The sequence below is a fragment of the Streptomyces sp. NBC_00045 genome (assembly GCF_045041095.1).
In the GTDB taxonomy this organism is placed as follows: Bacteria; Actinomycetota; Actinomycetes; order Streptomycetales; family Streptomycetaceae; genus Streptomyces.
The window spans coordinates 6765920-6784195 of the sequence record NZ_CP108271.1 but is presented as its reverse complement, the minus strand read 5'-3'; the positions used below and the strand labels follow the sequence as shown (position 1 = coordinate 6784195).

At 71.5% G+C, this 18276-nt stretch carries 14 protein-coding genes and 1 pseudogene; 8 read left to right on the top strand and 7 right to left on the bottom strand.

The features are described from left to right. Positions 1-87 precede the first annotated feature (87 nt). The 3 genes and pseudogenes from sph to OHA65_RS31435 all read left to right on the top strand — a co-directional run. On the top strand, positions 88-1080 hold the full coding sequence (sph, locus tag OHA65_RS31445) for a sphingomyelin phosphodiesterase (protein ID WP_327279513.1): 993 nt from the start codon (positions 88-90) through the stop codon (positions 1078-1080). 66 nt (positions 1081-1146) lie between these two features. Continuing rightward, the gene (locus OHA65_RS31440) at positions 1147-1785 is read left to right on the top strand and encodes an HAD family hydrolase (protein ID WP_327285854.1); all 639 of its coding nucleotides are present in this window, start codon (positions 1147-1149) and stop codon (positions 1783-1785) included. Positions 1786-2147: 362 nt separating this feature from the next. Then, a pseudogene (locus OHA65_RS31435) lies at positions 2148-2306 on the top strand (LysR family transcriptional regulator); the annotation flags it as partial. 143 nt (positions 2307-2449) lie between these two features. Here the strand turns inward: OHA65_RS31435 and OHA65_RS31430 are convergent. After that, complete coding sequence (locus tag OHA65_RS31430) at positions 2450-4288, bottom strand: long-chain fatty acid--CoA ligase (RefSeq protein ID WP_371645383.1); 1839 nt, start codon at positions 4286-4288, stop codon at positions 2450-2452. Positions 4289-4387: 99 nt separating this feature from the next. On the opposite strand from OHA65_RS31430, the gene OHA65_RS31425 reads away from it, so the two are divergent. Both OHA65_RS31425 and OHA65_RS31420 read left to right on the top strand, forming a co-directional pair. Then, complete coding sequence (locus OHA65_RS31425) at positions 4388-5116, top strand: MerR family transcriptional regulator (protein WP_327279511.1); 729 nt, start codon at positions 4388-4390, stop codon at positions 5114-5116. Between the two features lie 154 nt (positions 5117-5270). After that, entirely contained in the window at positions 5271-5726 is a 456-nt protein-coding gene (locus OHA65_RS31420) for an SRPBCC family protein (RefSeq protein ID WP_327279510.1), read from the top strand. Positions 5727-5825: 99 nt separating this feature from the next. Here OHA65_RS31420 and OHA65_RS31415 read toward each other — a convergent pair whose 3' ends face one another. The 6 genes from OHA65_RS31415 to OHA65_RS31390 all read right to left on the bottom strand — a co-directional run bounded on the left by OHA65_RS31415 (position 5826) and on the right by OHA65_RS31390 (position 13165). Next, on the bottom strand, positions 5826-7997 hold the full coding sequence (locus tag OHA65_RS31415) for a 3-hydroxyacyl-CoA dehydrogenase NAD-binding domain-containing protein (RefSeq protein ID WP_327279509.1): 2172 nt from the start codon (positions 7995-7997) through the stop codon (positions 5826-5828). Between the two features lie 50 nt (positions 7998-8047). Further along, on the bottom strand, positions 8048-9262 hold the full coding sequence (locus tag OHA65_RS31410) for an acetyl-CoA C-acetyltransferase (protein ID WP_327279508.1): 1215 nt from the start codon (positions 9260-9262) through the stop codon (positions 8048-8050). A gap of 63 nt (positions 9263-9325) precedes the next feature. Beyond that, on the bottom strand, positions 9326-10468 hold the full coding sequence (locus OHA65_RS31405; RefSeq protein WP_327279507.1) for an acyl-CoA dehydrogenase family protein: 1143 nt from the start codon (positions 10466-10468) through the stop codon (positions 9326-9328). 9 nt (positions 10469-10477) lie between these two features. After that, entirely contained in the window at positions 10478-11503 is a 1026-nt protein-coding gene (locus tag OHA65_RS31400) for an LLM class F420-dependent oxidoreductase (protein ID WP_328764300.1), read from the bottom strand. Next, complete coding sequence (locus tag OHA65_RS31395; RefSeq protein ID WP_327279505.1) at positions 11503-12645, bottom strand: CaiB/BaiF CoA-transferase family protein; 1143 nt, start codon at positions 12643-12645, stop codon at positions 11503-11505. Before OHA65_RS31395 ends, OHA65_RS31400 begins: the two co-directional genes overlap by 1 nt. Positions 12646-12748: 103 nt before the next feature. Then, positions 12749-13165: an MmcQ/YjbR family DNA-binding protein gene (locus tag OHA65_RS31390; protein WP_327279504.1), complete on the bottom strand. Its 417-nt coding sequence runs from the start codon at positions 13163-13165 to the stop codon at positions 12749-12751. A 217-nt stretch (positions 13166-13382) separates the two neighbouring features. Here OHA65_RS31390 and OHA65_RS31385 point away from each other — a divergent pair, with 217 nt between their 5' ends. The 3 genes from OHA65_RS31385 (at position 13383) to OHA65_RS31375 (ending at position 18276) form a co-directional block, all read left to right on the top strand. Next, positions 13383-15038, top strand: a complete 1656-nt coding sequence (locus OHA65_RS31385; RefSeq protein ID WP_405762912.1) for a hypothetical protein — start codon at positions 13383-13385, stop codon at positions 15036-15038. Positions 15039-15283: 245 nt separating this feature from the next. Further along, positions 15284-16915: a PKD domain-containing protein gene (locus tag OHA65_RS31380; RefSeq protein ID WP_329315120.1), complete on the top strand. Its 1632-nt coding sequence runs from the start codon at positions 15284-15286 to the stop codon at positions 16913-16915. Positions 16916-17052: 137 nt separating this feature from the next. Next, positions 17053-18276, top strand: a complete 1224-nt coding sequence (locus OHA65_RS31375; RefSeq protein ID WP_328764297.1) for a saccharopine dehydrogenase NADP-binding domain-containing protein — start codon at positions 17053-17055, stop codon at positions 18274-18276.

The window sequence follows — 18276 nt, the reverse complement described above, 5'->3', positions numbered from 1 at the left end:
AAAGTCTTGTCACGGGTGTTACCCAGAGGTAACCGCGGCTGCTTGGATGACGGAGTCGATCTCCCCCCGCGGAATGATGGAGACCTCATGCTGCCCACCAAGCTCACCTCCGGCCGCCGCGCCGCCGCCACGGCCGTTGCGGCGATCGCCGCCGGCGCGCTGGCCGCCACCAGCGCGCCGGCCGCCTCGGCCGCGGAGAGCACCGCGGCCCCGCGGCTCAGCGTCCTCACGTACAACACCTTCCTGATGAGCAAGAACCTCTACCCCAACTGGGGTCAGGACCACCGGGCTTCGGAGATCCCCAAGGCGTCCTTCTTCCAGGGGCACGACGTGGTCGTGCTCCAGGAGGCCTTCGACAACGGCGCCTCGGACGCGCTGAAGTCCAACGCCTCGGCGCAGTACCCGTACCAGACCCCGGTCGTCGGCCGCAGCAAGAGCGGCTGGGACGCCACGGGCGGCTCGTACTCCTCCACCACCCCGGAGGACGGCGGTGTCACGGTCCTCAGCAAGTGGCCGATCGTCCGCAAGGAGCAGGTCGTCTACAAGGACGCCTGCGGCGCCGACTGGTGGTCCAACAAGGGTTTCGCCTACGTCGTGCTGAACGTGGGCGGCACCAAGGTCCACGTGGTCGGCACCCACGCCCAGTCCACCGACCCGGGCTGCGGCGCGGGTGAGGCGGCGCAGATGCGCGCCCGCCAGTTCAATGCGATAGACGCCTTCCTGGACGGCAAGAACATCCCGGCGAACGAGCAGGTCATCGTCGCCGGCGACATGAACGTCGACTCGCGCTCCCCCGAGTTCGCGTCCATGCTCGCCAACGCCGACCTGGCGGACGCCGACTCGCGCACGGGCCACCCGTACTCGTTCGACACCGCGCTGAACTCCATTGCGAACTACCGCTACCCGACCGACCCGCGCGAGGACCTGGACTACGTCCTCTACCGCAAGGGCAACGCCCGCCCGTCGGGCTGGGAGAACAACGTGGTCAAGGAGCAGTCGGCGCCCTGGACGGTCTCCAGCTGGGGCACCTCGTACACCTACACCAACCTCTCCGACCACTACCCGCTGATCGGCCGCTAGTGCGCGCTCCCGGGTGCCCGCCGTACGAGGCACCCGGGGCCCGGCGGCCCGCAGGCTGGCCGAGTGATGCGTACCGTGGTGCTGGACGTGGGCGAGACCTTGACCCGCGATGACCGCTACTGGGCGTCCTGGGCCGACTGGCTCGGCGTGCCGCGACACACCTTGTCCGCACTCGTCGGAGCGGTCGTCGTAGACGGCAGGGACAACGCGGACGCGCTGCGCCTCCTGCGGCCGGGCCTGGACGTGGGCGCGGAGTACGCAGCTCGCGAGGCCGCCGGCCGTGGTGAGCAGCTCGACGATACAGACCTGTACGACGACGTCCGACCCGCGCTCGCGGCGCTCCGCGCGGCCGGCGTCCGGGTGGTCGTCGCGGGGAATCAGACGGTCCGCGCGGGGGCTCTGCTGCGCGCCCTGGACCTGCCTGCGGATCTGGTCGTGACCTCGGGCGAGTGGGGTGCGGCGAAGCCTTCGCCCGAGTTCTTCGCCCGGGTACTACAGGTCTCTGGCGCGCCTGCGGAAGAGACCCTGTACGTCGGTGACCACCCGGCGAACGACATCCTGCCGGCGCGCGCCGCCGGACTGCGGACCGCGCACCTGCGCCGCGGGCCGTGGGGATTCTGGTGGGCCGACGACCCGGCTGTCCGAGCGGCCGCGGACTGGTCGGTCGACTCCTTGTACGGTCTCGTCGACATCGTCAAGGAGTAGTCGCGGCAGGTTGGTTCCGGACCCGGTACGGTGCGCCCCTGGCCGACCGCATCGGGCAGTGCATCGCCACGCGTCGCCGAGCCCGCCGCATGACCCAACGCCCGTCTTCACGGCGAAGCCTGTTGGGACTGCGGCGCCGCGGACTCCGGCCCCGTCCCGAGCGGCGAGGCCAGGGTCCGCGGCTTCGAGAGGGTCTGGCCCATCGTGCGGTGCGACCCGAGTTGCCCGCAGGCGACAAGGGAACTGCTGTGAGCGCCGTGGGGCAGATCTGCTGCCGCTGCGACCACGTCATCCGTGTGGGCGGGCACGAACTCGTCCAACACTCCGCGTCCGGCGCGAAGCCGAATGTCTGGGCCCACGATATCCGTGACCCCTCCTGCCGTGGGTTCCGCTGGCACCGGGTACCGGACCTGGGGGCGCTGGAGCTGCTGCTCGCAGTCGCGCGGATAGGCAGCCTCAGCGGCGCGGCCAAGCGGATGGGCATCACCCAGCCCGCCGCGAGCAGTCGCATCCGGGCGATCCTGCCCACGGCGGGCGGCGGTGTCCAGCCAAGCGTGGGCGCGGCCGGTCGGCCCTGGATCTCCTCGCGGCTGAAACCGGGCTCCGGCATTTTCCCGGCCCCTCCGGTGGGCGCGCTCGCGCCCACCGGACGGAGTCTTTCGGGCTACGGGGCCACGGGGGATTGCGGGTCCTCGTAGAGCCCGTCGAGCAGAGCGCCGTACTTGTCCCGGACCACGCGGCGGCGCAGTTTCAGTGACGGTGTGAGTTCCCCGGAGTCGGGGCCCCATTCCTCGGTCAGCAGCCGGTACCGCTTGATCTGTTCGGTCCGGTTGAGGCGGGCGTTGGCCGCCTCGACGGCGCGGGCGACCTCCTCGCGCACGGCCGGGTGCGCGGCGAGCTCGGCGAGTGAGCCGGCCTCGATGCCGCGGGCCGCCGCCCATGCCGGAGCCAGCTCCCCGTCGAGCACCAGCAGGGCGACGAGGTAGGAGCGGCCGTCGCCGTGCACCAAGGCCTGGCCTATCAGCGGATGCTCCTTGACGGTGTTCTCCACCAGGGCCGGCGAGACGTTCTTGCCGTTCGAGGTGATGATCAGTTCCTTCTTGCGGTCGGTCAGCCAGAGGAACCCGTCGTCGTCGAGCCGGCCGATGTCCCCGGTCGGGAACCAGCCCTCGGCGTCGTGCGCGCTCTCCACCGAGCCGTCGGCCCGCAGGTAGCCGCCGAAGACGGTCGCGCCGCGCGTGAAGATCTCCCCGTCCTCGGCGAGCCTCAGCTCCAGGCCCTCGATGGGGCGGCCGACCGAACCCAGCCGGAAGTCGTCCGGGCTGTTGACCGTGCACACGCCCGAGGTCTCGGTGAGCCCCCATGCGTCCATGATGGTGATCCCCCAGCCCGCCCAGAACCGGACCACGTCGATCGGCATCGGCGCGGTGGCGCTGGCCGTCCACACCAGCCGGTCCAGCCCGGCCAGGCCCAGCAGCGGGTCCAGGACCTGCTCCTTGGCGCGGGCGTACGAGGCCTCCAGCGCGGGCGGGATGCGCTCGCCGCGCTCCCGGTGGCCCGCGCGGGCCCGGGCGAGGTCGTTCGCGGCCTCGATGGACTCCCGCTGTGCGGCCGGAAGTTGTGCGAGCACGGCCCGTACGGACGCGGCGAGCTTTTCCCACACGCGGGGCACGCCGAAGAACTGCACCGGGTGCAGCTCGCGGACGGCAGGCGCCACGGCTGCCGGGTCGGCGACCAGCCGGACGTGCGCGGCCCGCAGCAGCGGCAGGTAGATGCCGAGGATCCGCTCGGCGATGTGCGCGAACGGCAGGTAGCAGATGTGCTCGGCGTGCTCGGGCAACTCCGTGCGCCGGTCGAGGCGGACGGCCTGGAGCATGATGTTGCGGTGGGTCAGCCGCACGCCCTTGGGGTCCCCGGTGGTGCCCGAGGTGTAGACGACGGTCAGCGGGTCCTCGGGGCGGGTCTCCTGCCAGGCCTTCTCGAAGGCGTCCGGCCGGTGCGTGCGGGCGCCGCTCGCGTACAGGGAGCCGTACGTGCGGTGCGGGCCCGCCTCGGCGGCCTCGGCCACGACCAGCCGCTCCAGGGGCACCTGCCCGTCGGCGAGCAGCGGTTCCCACCGGGCCAGCTCGCGGGCGCCTTCGAGGACGGCGACCCGGGCCCGGCTGTGGCGGGCGATGTGGGCGATCTGCTCGGGCGCGGAGGTCCCGTACACGGTGACGGGGACGGCGCCGAGGTGGACGAGGGCGAGGTCGCTCAGCCAGTGTTCGGGGCGGTTGCCCATCATGATCAGGACGTGTTCGCCCCGTTCGATGCCGAGGGCGGCGTATCCGGAGGCGAGGACGGCGACCTTGCGGCGGACCTCGCTCCAGCCGAGGGTCGTCCATCCGTCGCCCTCGCGCCACGACAGGGCGGGGAGATCGCCGTACTCGGCGGCGTTGCGTGCCAGCAGGGTGGGCAGCGTGAGCTCTTCGGGTCGTCCGGGCAGTCGCAGTTTCATGGTCATGGGCAGCTCCTGGCCGTTTCACATCGTTGGTGCGACAGCAATACTGTTGAAGCGGTACCGACTCACGGGCAGCGTGGAACAGAGAGCGAGGCGGCGACCATGACCACCCAGGCACCCGAGCCCACGCTCACCGTCGACGAGCTGGCCGCCCGGGCGGGTGTGACCGTCCGCACCGTACGGTTCTACAGCACCCGCGGGCTTTTGCCCCCTCCCGTGATCGGACCCCGTCGGGTGGGCCACTACGGCCCGGAGCACCTTTCGCGGCTGGCGCTGATCGAGGAGTTGCAGCACCAGGGCATGACGCTGTCGGCGATCGAGCGGTACCTGGACGCGCTGCCGGCCGACCTGAGCCCGCACGACCTGGCGATCCACCGGGCACTGGTGGCGACCTGGGCCCCGGACTCCGCGCTGGAGTCCTCGCGGGAGGAGCTGGAGAAGCGGGCCGGGCGCCCGCTGACGGACACGGACATCCGGCGGCTGACGGCGATGAACGTGCTGGCGCCGGCCCCGCAGGGGTTCCGGGTGGACGTGGGGCTGCTGCGGCTGGGGGTCGCGCTGCTGGACGTGCCGATCGCGCACGAGACGATCCTGGTGGCCCGCAAGGTGCTGCTGGAGCACGCGCGGACGGCGGCGCACGAGCTGACGGCGCTGTTCCGGGACGAGGTGTGGGGGCCGTTCACCGAGGGCGAGAGCGACCCGGAGCGGGTGGAGTCGATGAAGGCGCTGTCCGCGCACATGCAGCCGATGGTGGTGCAGGCGCTGGTGACCGCGTTCCAGCGGTCGCTGAAGGAGGAACTGCGCGCGGCGTTCTCCTCCGAGGCCGGCTGACCCGCCCCGGGCCCGGCGCGGACTCCGTTCGGCCCCGTCGGCCTGCGCGGGCGGCCGGCCGGCCAGAGGCTGGGGGCAGCGCAGGCGGGCGGGCGGGCACCGGAGCGTGCGCGCCCCGTCCGGCCCCCACCGTCCCCAAGGAGCGTGATCGGCGTTGGCCCGCAACCGCTGTCTGATCCGGAGCTCGCCGTCGGAGGTCTGGCACCTGCTGTCCGACGGCCGCCGCTACGGGGAGTGGGTCACGGGGACCCGGGAGGTGCTCGCCGTCGATCCGCACTGGCCGCAGGTGGGCGCGCGCCTGCGGGTCCGTGTCGGGGTCGGCCCGCTCACCCTCGACGACATCTGCGTGGTGCGGATCTGCGAACCGGAACGGCGGCTGGAGCTGGAGGCGAAGGCCGATCCCTTCGGCGCGGCCCGCATCGCCATGAACCTGACGCCCTGGGGCGCCCACACCCTCTTCACCCTGGACTGGCACCCGCTCAGGGGCCCCGGAGCCCGGATGCACGGGCTCCCGGTGGCCTACGTCGTCGGCGTCCGCAACGGCATGATGCTGACGAAACTGGCCCGGATCGCGGTGCGCGAGCACGGGAACGCGACCGCGCGGACATGAGCGCACGGCCCTGAGCCAGCCGCTGTGAGCAGGTGGTCGACGGGTCCGGTCCGGCGGGGGCGGGACTCTCCCCACCGGACCGGACGCGCCGGCGGGGGCTCAGTCCGCGTACGTCTCGCCGCGCTCGGCCTTCTCGACCAGCGAGGCCGGCGGGGTGAAGCGCTCGCCGTACTTCTCGGCCAGCTCGCGGGAGCGGGCTACGAAGCCGGGCAGGCCGCCCTCGTAGCCGTTGATGTACTGGATCACGCCGCCGGTCCAGGCCGGGAAGCCGATCCCCATGATGGAGCCGATGTTGGCGTCGGCGATCGAGGTCAGCACGCCCTCGTCGAGGCAGCGGACGGTGTCCAGGGCCTCGGAGAACAGCATCCGCTCCTTCATGTCCTCGAAGGGGACCTCCACGTCCGGCTTGGCGAAGTGCTCGCGCAGGCCCGGCCAGATGCCGGCGCGCTTGCCCGCCTCGTCGTACGCGTAGAACCCGGCTCCGCCGCTGCGGCCGGGGCGGCCGAACTCGTCGACCATCCGGTCGATGACCGTGTCGGCGGGGTGCGCGGTCCACGTCCGGCCCTCGGCCTCGAAGGCCTTGCGGGTCTCGTTGCGGATCTTGCGCGGGAGGGTGAGGGTGAGCTCGTCCATCAGGGAGAGCACCTTGGCCGGGTATCCGGCCTGGGCGGCGGCCTGCTCGACGGACGCGGGTTCGACGCCCTCGCCGACCATCGCCACGCCCTCGTTGATGAACTGGCCGATGACGCGCGAGGTGAAGAAGCCGCGCGAGTCGTTGACCACGATCGGGGTCTTGTTGATCTGCCGTACGAGGTCGAAGGCGCGGGCGATGGCCTCGTCGCCGGTGCGCTCGCCCTTGATGATCTCCACGAGCGGCATCTTGTCGACGGGCGAGAAGAAGTGCAGCCCGATGAAGTCCTCGGGGCGCGAAACGCCTTCCGCGAGGCCCGTGATGGGCAGCGTGGAGGTGTTGGAGCACAGCAGCGCGTCGGGGGCGATGACGTCCTGGATCTCCTGGAACACCTTGTGCTTGAGGGAGGTGTCCTCGAAGACGGCCTCGATGACGGCGTCACAGCCGGCCAAGTCGGCGGCCTCGGCGGTCGGCGTGATCCGGGCGAGGAGTTCGGCGCGCTGGGCCTCGGTCGTGCGGCCGCGGGCGAACGCCTTGTCGAGCAGCAGCTCGGAGTACGCCTTGCCCTTGGCGGCGGCCTCGGGCGTGACGTCCTTCAGGACCACCTCGATGCCCGCGCGGGCGCAGGAGTACGCGATGCCCGCGCCCATCATGCCCGCGCCGAGGACGGCGACCTTGGTGACCGTGCGGGGCGCGATGCCCTGCGGGCGGCTGCGGCCGGCGTTGACGGCCTGGAGGTCGAAGAAGAACGCCTGGATCATGTTCTTGGCGGTCTGCCCGGTGACCAGCTCGGTGAAGTAGCGGGCCTCGATCGTCAGGGCGGTCTCGAAGTCCACCTGCGCACCCTCGACGGCGCAGGCCAGGATGTTGCGCGGGGCCGGGTACGGGGCCCCGTTCAGCTGCTTCTTCAGGTTCGCGGGGAACGCCGGGAGGTTGGCGGCGAAGCGCGGATTGGACGGCGTACCGCCCGGGATCTTGTAGCCGGGCACGTCCCAGGGCTGCTTCGACTCGGGGTTCGCGTCGATGAAGGCGCGGGCCTTGGCCAGCATCTCCTCGGGAGTGGCGGCCAGTTCGTGGACGAGGCCGTTGTCCAGGGCGCGCTGCGGGTTGTACTGGGTCCCCTGGAGCAGCACCTTGAGCAGCGCGTCGGCGATGCCCATCAGGCGCACGGTACGGGTGACGCCGCCGCCGGCCGGGAGCAGGCCGAGGGTGACCTCGGGCAGGCCGATCTTGGAGCCGGGGGCGTCGAGGGCGACGCGGTGGTGGGAAGCGAGGCAGATCTCGTAACCGCCACCGAGGGCAGCGCCGTTGATGGCGGCGACGACGGGCTTGCCGAGGGTCTCGATGCGGCGCAGCGAGCTCTTGATCGCGGTACCGGTGTCGAAGGCGATCCGTGCGTGCTCGGGGCGCAGCCCGATCATGTCCTTGAGGTCGCCGCCCGCGAAGAAGGTCTTCTTGGCGGAGGTGTAGATGATGCCGCGGATGGAGTCCTTCTCGGCCTCGGCGCGGTCGGCGATCGCCGCGATGGAGTCCTTGAAGGCCTGGTTCATCGTGTTGGCGGACTGGTTGGGGTCGTCGAGGACCAGGGTGACGACGCCGGTCTCGTCCTGTTCCCAGCGGATCGTGGTGGACTCGCTCATGTTCTCGCTACTTCCGTGTCAGAGAGGAGGTCTGGGGATCAGGACGCGGTTCAGAGCCGCTCGACGACGGTCGCGACGCCCATGCCGCCGCCGACGCAGAGGGTGACGAGCCCGTAGCGCTTGTCCTGGCGCTCCAGTTCGTCGATGACGGTGCCGAGCAGCATCGCGCCGGTGGCTCCGAGCGGGTGGCCCAGCGCGATGGAGCCGCCGTTGACGTTGACCTTGTCGAGGGAGACGCCCATGTCCTTGACGAAGCGCAGGACGACGCCGGCGAAGGCCTCGTTCATCTCGATCAGGTCGATGTCGTCGATGGTCAGGCCGGCCTTGGCGAGGGCCTTGCGGGTGGCCGGGGCGGGGCCGGTGAGCATGATGGTGGGCTCGGAGCCGGACACGGCGGCCGAGACGATCCGGGCGCGGGGCGCCAGACCGTTGCGCTCGCCCGCCTCGCGGGTGCCGATCGCGACGAGCGAGGCGCCGTCGACGATGCCGGAGGAGTTGCCCGCGTGGTGGACGTGGTCGATCTTCTCGATCCAGTGGTACTTCTGCAGGGCGACGGCGTCGAAGCCACCGAGGTCGCCGATGTCCGCGAAGGACGGCTTGAGCCCCGCGAGGGTGTCGGCGGTGGTGCCCGGGCGGACGAACTCCTCGTGGTCCAGGACGACCAGGCCGTTGCGGTCGGTGACGGGGACGACGGACTTCGCGAAGCGACCGTCCTTGATGGCCGCGGCGGCCCGCTCCTGGGAGAGGGCGGCGTACTCGTCCACGTCGCGGCGGGAGAAGCCCTCGATGGTGGCGATCAGGTCGGCGCCGATGCCCTGCGGGACGAAGCCGGTGTCCCAGTTGGTCATCGGGTCGTTGAACCAGGCGCCGCCGTCGGAGGCCATCGGGACGCGGGACATCGACTCCACGCCGCCCGCCAGGACGAGGTCCTCCCAGCCGGAGCGGACCTTGGCGGCGGCCAGGTTGACGGCCTCCAGACCGGAGGCACAGAAGCGGTTCTCCTGTACGCCGGCCACGGTGTCCGGGAGTCCCGCGGCGATGGCCGCGATGCGGGCGATGTCGGAGCCCTGGTCGCCGACCGGGCCGACGACGCCGAGGACGATGTCGTCGATGGTGGCGGGGTCCAGGCCGGGGTTGCGCTCGCGCAGCGCGTTGATGAGGCCGACGACCAGGTCGATCGGCTTGGTGCCGTGCAGGGCGCCGTTGGCCTTGCCGCGGCCGCGCGGCGTGCGGATCGCGTCGTATACGTAAGCTTCGGTGCTCACTGGTCAAGCCTTTCGGAGGGTTCCAAGGGGAGGCCGGCCGGGGAAGGTGGGCCGAGGGAGGGGTCAGGCGAGCAGCGAACGGCCGATGATCTCCTTCATGATCTCGGTCGTGCCGCCGTAGATGGTCTGGATGCGGCCGTCGGTGAAGGCCCGCGCGACCGGGTATTCGCTCATGTAGCCGTACCCGCCGTGCAGTTGCAGGCAGCGGTCGGCGACCCGCTTCTGGAGCTCGGTCGCCCACCACTTGGCCATCGACGCGTGGACGTGGTCCAGCTCGCCGTTGGAGTGGTCGACGATGCAGCGGTCCAGGAACGTACGGGTGACGGCGCACTCGGTGGCCATCTCCGCGATCTCGAACCGGATGTGCTGGAGCTTGGAGAGCGGCCGCCCGAAGGCCTCGCGCTCCTTCACGTAACGGGTGGTGATCTCCAGCAGGTGCTCGGCGGCGGCGATGCCGGCCATCGCTATGCCCATCCGCTCCTGGGCGAGGTTGGTCATCAGGTGGACGAAGGCGCCGTTCAGCTCGCCGAGCAGGTTCTCCTTGGGGACGCGTACGTCGTGGAAGAACAGCTCGGCGGTGTCCTGCGCCTTCTGGCCGATCTTGTCGAGGTTGCGGCCGCGTTCGAAGCCCTCCGTGCCGCGCTCGACCACCAGCAGCGACAGGCCGTGCGCCCCGCCCTCCGGAGTGGTCTTGGCGACCACGATCACCAGGTCGGCGAGGATGCCGTTGGAGATGAAGGTCTTGGAACCGTTGAGCACCCAGTGGTCGCCCCGGTCCTCGGCGCTGGTCCGTATCCCCTGGAGGTCGGAGCCCGCGCCGGGCTCGGTCATCGCGATCGCGGTGATCGTCTCGCCGGAGCAGAAACCGGGCAGCCAGCGCCGCTTCTGCTCCTCGGTGGCGAGCGAGGTCAGGTACGGGCCGATGATGTCGTTGTGCAGGCCGATCGCGAGCCCGGCCGCACCGGCCCGCGTGAACTCCTCAGCGATCACGGCGGCGTACCGGAAGTCGCTGTTCCCGCCGCCCCCGTACTCCTGCGGTACGGCCAGGCCCAGCAGGCCCTGCCGGCCGGCAGCCCGCCAGGCCTCGCGGCTGACGATGCCGTCCTTCTCCCACTGCTCGTAGTGCGGCAGCACCTCCTTGGTGAGGAAGGTGCGGACCGTTTCGCGGAACGCCTCGTGGTCGGCGTCGAAGATGCGGCGTTGCATCGGGGCCCCCTAGAGCCAGCTCTTGACGGTTGCGATCAGCCGGGCCGGCTCGGCGCCGACGGGTGTGACGTTGAGCATGGTGACGCCCGCCTCCCGGAAGGCCTCGACCCGCTCGCGTACGTAACTCTGCGGCCCGCACAGCGTCATGAGCTCGCAGAACTCGTCCGGGACGGCCGCCGCCGCGTCGCGCTTGCGGCCGGAGAGGTAGAGCTCCTGGATCTTCCGGGCTTCCTCCTCGTACCCGTAGGCGACGGCGAGGTCGTTGTAGAAGTTCTTGCCGACGGCGCCCATCCCGCCGACGTACAGGGCGATCTGGGGGCGCGCCAGGTCGCGTACGGCGGCCGCGTCCTCTCCGATCGCGAGCAGGCCCCCGGCCACGGTCTGCAGCGGGCCGAGCGCGGGGTCGCGGCGGGCGGCGCCCTCGGCGAGCGGCGCGCCCCACACGGCGTGCGCCTTCTCCGGGATGAACAGGGTGGGCAGCCAGCCGTCGGCGATCTCGGCGGTCATCCGCACGTTCGCGGGCCCGAGCGAGGCGATGTAGACGGGGACCGCGTCGCGCACCGGCCGGGTGAGGATCTTCAGCGGCTTGCCGTGCCTGCCGCCCAGCGAAGCCGGCAGCGGCATGTCGGTGATGCCGTGGTGGTCGATCGTCTCGCGGCGCCAGATCCGGCGGCACAGCTCGACGGTCTCGCGGGTCCGGCCGAGCGGCCTGTCGTACGGCTTGCCGTGCCAGCCCTCGACGACCTGCGGGCCGGAGGCCCCCAGGCCCAGCAGCGCCCTGCCGCCGGATACCGCGTCGAGCCCGGCCGCCGTCTGGGCGATGAGGGCGGGGGTGCGGGAGTAGACGTTGAGGATGGCCGAGCCGATCTTCATCCGCTCGGTGCGGGCCGCCAGGTAGCCCATGATCGTCGGGGAGTCGAAGCCCCAGGCCTCGGCGACCCACACGGCGTCGAGCCCGGCCGCCTCCAGTGCCGCCGCCTCGTCGGCGGCCCGGCGCGGGTCCCCCGAGTAGTCCAGCATCATGGACAGTTCCATCAGGCGTCCTTCGTGAGCAGGGCCGGTACGTCCCAGTCGGCGGCCACGGACTCGGTGTGCGCGCCCGGCCGGGCGGGTTCGGAGGTGACGCGGGTCGGGGTCGCGGAGAACCGCGGGGCAGGGGCGGGCTGGACGATCCCGCCGAACTCGGTGAAGGTCCCGCGGGCGGCGAGGTGCGGGTGACGCGGCGCCTCGCGCAGCGACAGTACGGGCGCCACGCAGGCGTCGGAGCCCTCGAAGACCGCGGTCCACTCCTCCCGGGTACGGGATTTGAAGCGGGCGGCGACCGTCTCGCGGAGCTCGCCCCAGCGGGCCGGGTCCTTGCGGGCCGGGGCCCCGTCCTTGATGCCGAGCAGCTCGACGAACGTGTCGTAGAACTGCTGTTCCAGCGCGCCGACCGCCATGTACCCGCCGTCTGAGGTCTCGTACGTGCCGTAGAAGGGGCAGCCACCGTCGAGGAGGTTGGCTCCCCGCCGGTCCTGCCAGCCGCCGGCCGCCATCATCCCGTGGATCATCGCGGTGAGGTGTGCGGTGCCGTCGACGATGGCCGCGTCCACGACCTGGCCGGCGCCGCCGGGGGTACGGGCGTGCTGGAGGGCCGCGAGGATGCCGATGACCAGGTAGAGCGAGCCGCCCGCGTAGTCCCCGACCAGGTTGGCGGGGACGGCCGGGGGCCCGCCCGGATCCCCGATCATGCCGAGGGCGCCGGTGACGGCGATGTACGCGATGTCGTGCCCGGCGGTGTGCGCGAGCGGCCCGTCCTGGCCCCAGCCGGTCATCCGGCCGTACACCAGCTTCGGATTGCGCGCGTGGCAGTCCTCGGGGCCGACGCCGAGCCGCTCCGCGACCCCGGGGCGCAGCCCCTCGATCAGGACGTCGGCCCGCTCGACCAGCTCCAGTACGCGGGCGGGGCCCTCGGCGGCCTTCAGGTCGATCAGGACGGACCTCTTGCCGCGGTTGGTGACGTCGTAGGCGGGATCGACCGCGAGGGCGCCACCGCCGGGCCGGTCCACCCGTACGACGTCCGCCCCCAGGTCGGCGAGGAGCATGGCGGCGAACGGGCCCGGGCCGATGCCCGCCAGTTCGACGACGCGCACGCCCGCGAGCGGGCCGCTGCCGGGCACGTTCCCTGTCACTGCCATCGAGCCCCCAGCATCCCTGGCGCCACCGCCGCCACTGTGTGACACAACCGATGTAACACCAGTGATGCTAGGAACGCGTTCCACTCAGCACAAGAGCAACCGCTTAGCCGGTTGGCGCGTTTCGCGCATCGAGCCGTCCGCCGAGCCGTGCGTCGAGTTCCTTCAGGTGCCGCTTGAGGGCGACCGTGCGGTAGCTCTCCTCCACCCACTCGCACAGCACGTCGAGGCGCGGCGCCCCCTTCTCCCCCAGCGGTACGGAGACCCAGCCGGCCTTCCCCAGCCCGTACCCGGTCGGCTCCGCCCCGGGCGCGGTCATGGCGTGGCCGTGCAGCGCCTCGTCCTTGAGCTTCACGGAGAGCCCGGGCGGTTGCGGGCCGTCGGTGTTGCCCAGGAACACGAAGATCTTCTTGTTGACCTTCACGACGCAGTCCTCGGGACCCCAGGGAAACTCCTCCGCCGCCTCCGGCAGCCCCCGGGCAAACTCCCGCACCGCCTCCCACTTGCGCACCGCAGCCTTCATGGACGCCTCCACTCAGCACAGGTCACACCTGCTCGCACTCGCAGTCGGTCCTCACGCTAGCGCCGACCCCCGGGCGTCGGCCGGAAAACCGGACCGCGTTCCTCCGACTAAACCCCTTCCCACCTGCGGAAACTCGCATGGCAAAGGGTGGGGCCGTCTGTACTCTGAGCGGGATTTCAGTCCTGATCAAGGACTCACCGACTTTTTGGGGGGCTCGGTGTCTCATCGCCGAATCGCAGCATCCGCGGCCGTTCTCGCGGCCGGCATCTCACTCGTACCCGTCGTGGCCCACGCGGCCGGCCCGGCCGCCGGCAAGACCCACGGGGTCGCCGCGCCGGACATGAGCAAGGCCGCCGCGCCGAAGTTCACCACGTTCACCAGCCCGGCCGGCCGATCGGCGCGGCAGGCCCCGGCGGCCGGCGGGAGCAAGGCCCCGGCCGCCCCGCAGGCTGCCGAGACCAACCCCGCCCTCGCGGTGGGGCTGCACGCCACGACCACCACCGGGCGCGGCCTGGAGCTGAAGGCCGACATCACGAGCGCGCCCACGACGCTCTCGGTCCACGTCGACTGGGGCGACAACAAGACGACGAACGACTACGCCGCCGGCGCCCAGACCGTCACCGAGTCGCACACCTACGACCAGCTCGGCACGTACACGGTCAAGGTGAGCGTCACCGACCAGGCCACCCAGACCGTGGTCTCCAACGACATCGTGGTCACCACGGAGGGGTCGAACTACACCCCGTACGGCCCGACCCGCCTGCTGGACACCCGCGACGGGACGGGCGCGCCGGCGGCCAAGGTGGCCCCGTACTCCTCGGCTCACCTGAAGATCGGCGGGAACGGCGGCATCCCGGCCGGCGTGACCGCGGTGGTCCTCAACGTCACCGCCACCAACACCACCAGCGAGGGCCACGTCACGGCCTTCGCCGACGGCGACGAGCAGCCGAAGACCTCGAACCTCAACTTCGGCCGCGGTCAGACCGTCCCGAACCTGGTCATCGTGCCGGTCGGCGAGAACGGCTACGTCAACCTGTACAACGGCAGCTGGGAGTCGGTCGACCTGGTCGCGGACGTCGCCGGGTACTTCACGCACACCGCGGCCAGCGGCTACACCCCGATGTCGCCGGTCCGCCTCGTCGACACCCGCTCCGGTCTCGGCACCACCAAGGGCCAGGTCCCCGGCCAGGGGACCTTCAGCACCCAGGTCAACGGCGTCAGCGGCGTCTCGGCCGGGGCCACCGCCGTGGCGCTCAACGTGACGGTCACCAACCCCAAGGGCAGCGGCCACCTGACCGTCTACCCGAGCGGGCAGCAGCCGCCGACCGCGTCCAACGTGAACTTCACCCCGGCCAAGACCATCGCCAACTCGGTGATCGTCCCCGTCGGCCCCGACGGCAAGATCAGCGTCCGCAATGGCGGCTGGGACCCGGCCGACGTCATCGTCGACGTCGTCGGCTACTACAGCCCGTACAGCGCGAACGCCTACCTGCCGGTCCAGCCGTTCCGGCTGCTCGACACGCGCGAGTGGGTCTACGGACCGCTGGGCGGCCGCGGCTACGTCCACATGCCCCTCGCCTCGGGGTACCCGCACACCAAGGGGTTCGCCTTGAACACCACGGTGACCAACACCCGCGACACCGGCTTCCTCTCGGTCGCCCCGGACCCGAACACGAAGGAGGACTACGAGAACCACACGAACACCTGGCCGCCCACTCCGACCTCCTCCACCCTGAACTGGACCTACGGCGACACGGTTCCGAACCTGGTCCAGACGAGCACCGGCTCCACCGGCGTCATCGATTACTGGAATCAGAGCGATGGCGACATCGACCTCGTCGTCGACCTTTTCGGTGTCTACACGGACAACTGATACGCACCAGCAAAATGGCTGGTCACAGCGGTTCGGGGGCGGTCTTCGGGCCACCCCCGGTCCGCCGGCGGCAGATCTGCGCGCTTAAGGCGGGGGCCCGTAAGCGGAAGCTCAGTGGCTATGTAATCTGAGCGGACTTTCAGCCCTGGCCAAGGGCTCACGGATCCATAGGGGGCTCGGTGTCCTACCGCCGACTCGCAGCTTCTGCCGCCGTCTTCGCAGCCGGCATTTCTCTTATACCGGGCATGGCGCACGCGGCTGGCCAGGCCACCGGCGATGCCCACGGCGTCAGCAAGCCCGACCTCACCCAGGCCGGCCCGACGAACGGCGCCAAGTTCACCAGCCCCGCAGACCGGTCGACCCGGCAGACCGCGCAGTCCGCGCCGGCCACCAAGAGCGGAACGGCGGCCGCCCCCATGACGGCCGCGCCCATGACGGAGACCGCCGGCGCGAACCCGACCCTCGCCGTCGGCCTGGAGGCCTCCCCCACCACGGCGCACGCGATCACGCTGGAGAGCTCCATCACCAGCGCGGCCACCCCGCTCGACGTCAGCGTCGACTGGGGCGACGGGGCCGTCACCGCCGCCTCGGCCGCAGGTACCCAGGTCGTGGTGTCGGAGCACACCTACGCGGAACTCGGCACCTACACCGTCAAGGTCACCGTGACGGACCAGGCCGCCAACACCGTGGTCACCAACGAGGTGGCCGTCAAGACCGGGGGCTCGGACTACACCCCGTACGGCCCGACCCGCTTGCTGGACACCCGCAACGGCACCGGCGCCCCGAAGACCAAGGTCGCCCCGTACAGCTCCGCGCACCTGAAGATCGGCGGCAACGGCGGCATCCCCGCGGGCGTGACCGCGGTCGTCCTCAACGTCACCGCCACCAACACCACCAGCGGCGGCCACGTCACCGCCTTCGCCGACGGCGACGAGAAGCCCAGCACGTCGAACGTCAACTTCGTGCCCGGCCAGACCGTCCCGAACCTGGTCATCGTGCCGGTCGGCGAGAACGGCTACGTCAACCTGTACAACGGCGGCTGGGAGTCGGTCGACCTCATCGCCGACGTCACCGGCTACTTCACGCAGACCGCGTCCAGCGGCTACACCCCCCTCGCGCCGCAGCGCTTCGTCGACACCCGCAGCGGCACGGGCACCGCCAAGGGCCAGCTCGCCGGCTACGGGTCCTTCAGCACCCAGATCAGCGGCCTCGGCAAGGTCCCGGCCTCCGGCGTCACCGCCGTGGCGCTCAACGTGACCGTCACCAACCCGAAGAGCGACGGCCACCTGACCGTCTACCCGAGCGGCCAGCAGGCGCCGACCGCGTCCAACGTGAACTTCACCACGGGCCAGACCATCGCCAACTCGGTGATCGTCCCCGTCGGCCCCGACGGCAAGATCAGCGTCCGCAACGGCGGCTGGAACCCGGCCGACGTCATCGTCGACGTCGTCGGCTACTACAGCCCCCAGAGCAAGGGCTCGTACCTGCCGTTCACGCCGGAGCGCATGATCGACACCCGCGACCCCAAGGACCCGGTCTACGGCCCCCTGGCCGGCCGCGACTACATCTACACGGCGATGTCCGAGCCCGGCTCCGGCGTCACGGGCTTCGTGCTGAACACCACGGTGACCAACACCAAGGACAGCGGCTTCCTCGCCGTCGCCCCGGACCCGAACACGCTGGACGAGTACGACAACGACGCGGCGAGCCAGCCGACCCCGCCCGGCTCCTCGACCCTGAACTGGACGACGGGCAAGACCGTCCCGAACCTGGTCCAGGCGAGCACCGGCTCCAGCGGCCTCATCGACTTCTGGAACCAGAGCGACGGCAACGCCGACCTCATCGTCGACGTCTTCGGCATGTACCAAGAGAACTGATCCACCGACAGGTGATCATTCGCACGCCGAAGAACAGCGCCCCGGGAACGGCCGTCCAGGCCCGACCCGGGGCGCTGTTCTTCCAGCACCGGCCGCGGGTTAGCCTCAGCCACCGACACGAGCGCGGAGGAGCCGTGATGAACGCACAGAACCGGCAGGCCGACGAGTCCGCGGGACGTGACCGGACCCCCGAACGGGCCCACGACCTGGTGCTCTTCGGGGCGACCGGATTCGTCGGGGCCCTGACCGCCGAGTACCTCGCCGCGCACGCCCCCGCCGACTGCCGGTGGGCCCTCGCCGGCCGCGACCTCGGCAAGCTGGAGCGGCTGCGCGAGCGGCTGACCGAACTCGACCCCGGGTGCGCGTCGCTGCCGCTGCTCCGCGTGGACGCCGGGGACGCGGCAGCCGTACGGGACCTGGCCGCCTCGACCCGGGTCCTGGCCACGACCGTCGGACCGTACGTCCTGTACGGGGCCGAGCTGGTCGCCGCCTGCGCCGCGGCGGGCACGGACTACGTGGACCTCACCGGCGAGCCGGAGTTCGTGGACCGGACGTACGTCCGGCACGACGCCCGGGCCCGGGAGACCGGCGCACGGCTCGTGCACGCCTGCGGCTTCGACTCTATCCCGGCCGACCTCGGCGCGTACTTCACGGTGGCGCAACTGCCGGAGGGCGTCCCGCTCCGGGTGGACGGGTTCATGCGGTCCAACGCGGCCTTCTCCGGCGGAACCCTCGCCTCCGCCTTGACCGCCATGGGCCGCGGGCCGCAGACCCTGGCCGCGGCGCACGAGCGCCGACTGCACGAGCCCCGGCTCCCGCAGCGGCGCGTACGAGGACCCCTGGGCGCGCCGCGGTACAGCCGGGAGACCGGCACCTGGGCACTGCCGCTGCCGACCCTGGACCCCCGGATCGTGACCCGCTCGGCGGCCGCACTGGAGCGGTACGGGCCGGACTTCCGCTACCGGCAGTACGCCTCGGTCAAGCACCTCCCGGTCGCCGTCGGCGGTGTGGCCGCGATCGGCGCGACTGTGGCGCTGGCGCAGCTCCCGGCCGCGCGGCGCCGACTGATGAGTCGCTGGGAGCCGGGCAGCGGCCCGGACGCGGAGCGCCGGGCCCGCAGTTGGTTCACGGTCCGCTTCGTGGGCGAGGGCGGCGGCCGGCGCGTGTTCACCGAGGTCTCGGGCGGCGACCCGGGCTACGGGGAGACCGCCAAGATGCTGGCGGAGTCGGCGCTGTGCCTCGCCTACGACGCCCTGCCGGAGCGGGCGGGCCAGCTCACCACGGCCGTGGCGATGGGCGACGCCCTGCTGGACCGGCTCCAGAAGGCCGGCATCCGCTTCCGGGTGGTGGCGGTGCGGTAA

Excerpts from the sequence above, each read along its gene's own strand:
- sph (WP_327279513.1), top strand. The coding sequence starts at position 88 with ATGCTGCCCACCAAGCTCACCTCCGGCCGCCGCGCCGCCGCCACGGCC.
- OHA65_RS31440 (WP_327285854.1), top strand. The coding sequence starts at position 1,147 with ATGCGTACCGTGGTGCTGGACGTGGGCGAGACCTTGACCCGCGATGAC.
- OHA65_RS31430 (WP_371645383.1), bottom strand. The coding sequence starts at position 4,288 with ATGACCATGAAACTGCGACTGCCCGGACGACCCGAAGAGCTCACGCTG.
- OHA65_RS31425 (WP_327279511.1), top strand. The coding sequence starts at position 4,388 with ATGACCACCCAGGCACCCGAGCCCACGCTCACCGTCGACGAGCTGGCC.
- OHA65_RS31415 (WP_327279509.1), bottom strand. The coding sequence starts at position 7,997 with ATGAGCGAGTCCACCACGATCCGCTGGGAACAGGACGAGACCGGCGTC.
- OHA65_RS31405 (WP_327279507.1), bottom strand. The coding sequence starts at position 10,468 with ATGCAACGCCGCATCTTCGACGCCGACCACGAGGCGTTCCGCGAAACG.
- OHA65_RS31400 (WP_328764300.1), bottom strand. The coding sequence starts at position 11,503 with ATGGAACTGTCCATGATGCTGGACTACTCGGGGGACCCGCGCCGGGCC.
- OHA65_RS31395 (WP_327279505.1), bottom strand. The coding sequence starts at position 12,645 with ATGGCAGTGACAGGGAACGTGCCCGGCAGCGGCCCGCTCGCGGGCGTG.
- OHA65_RS31390 (WP_327279504.1), bottom strand. The coding sequence starts at position 13,165 with ATGAAGGCTGCGGTGCGCAAGTGGGAGGCGGTGCGGGAGTTTGCCCGG.
- OHA65_RS31380 (WP_329315120.1), top strand. The coding sequence starts at position 15,284 with ATGGCGCACGCGGCTGGCCAGGCCACCGGCGATGCCCACGGCGTCAGC.
- OHA65_RS31375 (WP_328764297.1), top strand. The coding sequence starts at position 17,053 with ATGAACGCACAGAACCGGCAGGCCGACGAGTCCGCGGGACGTGACCGG.